This is a genomic window from Candidatus Parvarchaeota archaeon (assembly GCA_016866895.1).
Lineage (GTDB): Archaea > Micrarchaeota > Micrarchaeia > Anstonellales > VGKX01 > VGKX01.
Genome location: VGKX01000126.1, coordinates 1 through 3,773, shown reverse-complemented (window position 1 = coordinate 3,773; position 3,773 = coordinate 1). Strand labels below are relative to the sequence as shown.

Annotated in this window: 2 protein-coding genes; both read left to right on the top strand. The window is 47.5% G+C overall.

Annotated elements, in window-relative coordinates; translation table 11 throughout:
• Positions 1 to 132: 132 nt before the first annotated feature.
• Positions 133 to 390: a 50S ribosomal protein L35ae gene (locus FJZ26_04830; protein ID MBM3229730.1), complete on the top strand. Its 258-nt coding sequence runs from the start codon at positions 133 to 135 to the stop codon at positions 388 to 390.
• 107 nt (positions 391 to 497) lie between these two features.
• Positions 498 to 2,513, top strand: a complete 2,016-nt coding sequence (locus FJZ26_04825) for a hypothetical protein (GenBank protein MBM3229729.1) — start codon at positions 498 to 500, stop codon at positions 2,511 to 2,513.
• The last annotated feature ends 1,260 nt before the right edge of the window (positions 2,514 to 3,773 follow it).

Genomic DNA, 3,773 nt, shown 5'->3' with positions numbered 1-3,773 from the left:
TAAAATTGAACGGCGCATACATGAACCTAATCTCTAGACTATTTTATGTAAACATAAAATATAAATTTACAAAAATATAGTTTGTGCAAAATTTAATTATTGTGCAAAATTTATTCTCTAAGGTGATATTTGATGGAAGGCGTTGTTTTGAGCTGCAGGCGCGGAAGGCACACTGCCCGCACAAACCAGTTCATACTCGAAGTTGACGGAGTGTCAACAAAGGCAAAAGCATCTGTGCTTTGCGGCAAAAAGGCAACCTGGTCAAGCCCCAAGGGAAAAAAGAAATCAGGCATCATCACGCATGCCCATGGCAACAAAGGAAAAGTCCTGGCAAGGTTTGTTTCAGGCCTGCCGGGCCAGGCAGTTGGGACAAAAGTTAAGATTGCCTGAAATAACGGTCTTTAGCCAGGTCAATCTGTTTTTGGGTTTTGTAACTCCAGCCTCTTTTTCCAGAATCTTTTTATACTATCTTGGGCAAATCCGTCCAAGGTGGTGCGATGAGTGGCTCTAGATTTTCGGCGTTTGCAGTCTTTTTTTCAGTAGCTATGCTTGTTTTTTCAGTTTCTTTTTCAGTTGCTCAGGAAAACCTGGGCGGCTTTGATTCCGGGCAAGGCCAGCAAACATCTGGAGGCCAGACAGTGCAGGATTTATCCTCAGGCCAGAGCGCAGTGGGCTCTTCAGACCAACAGACTGAACCTATGCCTGGAATCCTACCAATGCCGCCTGAAATTTCCAAGCCGGCAAACTGCCCCCTTCCCGCACTCTCATCAGAGGTGGAAGAAAAATGCAAGGCAAATGGCATGGAGGTCAAAAAAATCGTCGACTCATTTGGCTGTGCAATTGGCTTTGAGTGCGCGGCAGCAGGCCAAAATCCGCAGATGCCGCCAACCCGTGCAACAAACTGTGGAATTGATGATGGTTTGGCAAAACAGCTCAACTCCCTGATTTCACAGGTACAGGATGAGCGGGCCTTGGGAAAGGAAGGCACTTATGAGGGCTACAAGGAGAAGATAGAGGAGCTTTCAAAGAAAATTGCATCCTCAAGGAAGGGCTGCACTGCCCAAAATGCGGTTGCAACAAGGGCGATGGTTCCTGTGGCAAAGGGCTTGAACAAGGCCGACTTGGAAGACTCGGATTATGCAAAACAGGCAATCTCCATGAAAAAAACTGAAGCGCAAAAAATGATGAATCCGACTTGCGCCCAGCTTTCCCAGTTCAGGGAAAAGCTTGATTATTACGAAAAAATCTCCTCGTCCCAGGTCGATTCTTCAGACAGGCAGGGTCTGACTAGGGAAATGGCCCAAAAGGCAATCGAGCAGCTAAAGCTGAGAATGTCTGTCATGGAAAAAAACTGCAACAGGGAGGGGCAAGGCAATGCGCAAAGCGACTTGCCAGGGAAGCCCCAACTCCTGCAGCAGCCAGGCACTGAAATTTATGAGGCAAGCCAAGCTGGGCCGTGCATGCTTCTAAAGGCGGCAGAGCAAAAAAAAGAGCGGCTTACGCAGCTATCAAGCCTGAGTGAGGAAAATCTCAAGGAAAAAGGGCTAAAACCTGAAGACTTGGAGAGGATGGGGGCCGAGCTTTCTGCACATTCTGAAAAACTTCGGGTTGCATGCGCAGAGGGGCAAAAACCCGTCTTGACTGGGACCCGGGGCGCAGCAAGGCCCGCCAATTGCATTGAGTTCAAAACACTTATCTCGCAGAGGGCGCAATATCTAAAGCAGCTTCAGGCACTTGGCGAAGAGGACCTGAAGGCAAAAGGATACAGCGCAAAGCAGCTTGAAAAATTCTCCGAAGAAATACGGAAGATGGAAAAAACCCTTGAGGAAAAGTGCAGCTCAAGGCAGGATGCAGACTCGCAGGAGTTAGAGAAACCGATAGCTGCAACAAGCGGCATGGAGATTTCTGATTACTTCAAGCTGAAAGTGAAGGGGATTATGGAAAGCGAAAAGCCTGCGGGGGAAAAAATTGAGAAGCTCAAGTCCATCAGGGGCGAGATTGACAGCCTTATCTCAGACCTGCTAAAAAGCCATGACAAGATTGATGCTGGAGAGCTTGCGCCAGTGGTAAGCGAAATTGAGGTTAGGCCGACTGAAATATCTGCAGACAATGTGAAAATTGATTCAACTTCAAAAGAGCTTGAGGTGGAAGTTGAAGACCAAAAAATCAGCATCGGGCAGCAGGACGGGGCAGTGGTTGTCGGCGAGCAAAACGGCCTTAAGGCAAAGGCCCAGAGCCTCAAGCTAAAAAATAACGAGCTTCACGTTGGCGACAGGGTCGTAAGGGTGCTTCCTGCCCAGCTTGCGCAAAGGATAAAAGGCGACATCAAGTCGCTTGACCTGGCCGAGGAGAAGAACATGGCAGTCTACAAGGCCAAGGTGCAAAAAAGCGCCAGGCTGTTTGGCTTTATTCCAACCTCATATGAGAAAACAGAGGTCATAAACGCGGAATCAGGCGAAAAAGTAAGTGAGGAGAAGCCCTGGTGGGGGGCAATTGCTACTGAAAGCGAGTAGTTGGGATTATTTTTCCTGGTGCAGGGAAAAGATGCTTTGGCCTACTCCTCTTTTTTCATCAAGCTGCTTGTTTATGTGGCCAAGCAGCAGCTTTTTGATTTGCAGGAATTTTTCCCTGCCAACCTCACGGTTGCAAACAGCATGGCGCAGGGATTTTGCGTTGAAGCAGAAAATGGCATTGTCGCATCCTTCTTTATTGTGGCAAAAATAGCAGTCCGAGCAGGAGAAGGAGTCTGAAACCTCAAAGCAGCGGGTGAGGTTTGTCGAGTTGTAGCATTTTATGCAAAACTTTGAGGAAAAGATTATTGAGCAGCCAAATGTGTTTTCAGACTGGCGCGACCAGCCGCAATACGCGGCGTTTTTTGTGTGCACAGGCCACCAGCACTCAAGTGCGTTGACTGCATACCCATAGGCTGCGCAATCAACAACATTTATGTTTGTGCCTACCTGCGCCTCTGGCGTAAAATAGGATATTTTGTCAAGCTTGCCAGAAGCGTTTTCATAAGTTATTTTCTCAACTTCACACGCATCTATACTGCTTTCAGACAGTGCCAATGACTCATCAAGCTTTACAAATACATTGTTGCTTGCTGCAAAAATATTGTATTTGAGGGGCTCTGCATGGACCGCCTTGCCGCTTTTTGGTGAAGGGACTGCTATTAGTGGATTAACGTGGCGGTAGAGCCATTTTCTGTAATCCAGAAGAGGTTGCAGCCTTTTGCCAAAAAGAAGCTGCGTTGTGTCGGCAAACGCCGAATTGAGCTCGCTTATGGGCTGCGCCGGATTTTTTGAGTCAAGCATTGTTGTGCTGCTGTTTTTGCATTTGCGCGCAGGCTGCCTTGCAATGCCCGTGTTTTCAAGAAAGCCAATGATTCCAGGAATCCCTTTTTTTCGCTCAAGCTCTGTTCTTATCTGCTCAAGCAGTGAATCGCGAAGTTTGAAGTATTTGTCCTTTGAAAGCGCCACATTGCCAATCGAGTAGCTCCTGTTTCTAAGGTTAAAGCAGAAAAAACAGTGCGTGCAGTCCCCGGTTGTTGCGGTAAAATAGCAGTCCGAACAGTTGTAAATCACGTTTGCCTCAAAGCAGCGCGTGTTCTGGTATGTGTTGAAGTTCCTAATGCCAAATTTTGTCTCCCCAATGCCGTTTGAGCCAAACAGGCATTCTGCATAGCGGGCAACAGAGGAGTAGGCGACATACTTGCTGTCATAGATTTCAAGGGAGCTTTTGACATTGGTTGAATTGAAAATGCGGCTTGAGTC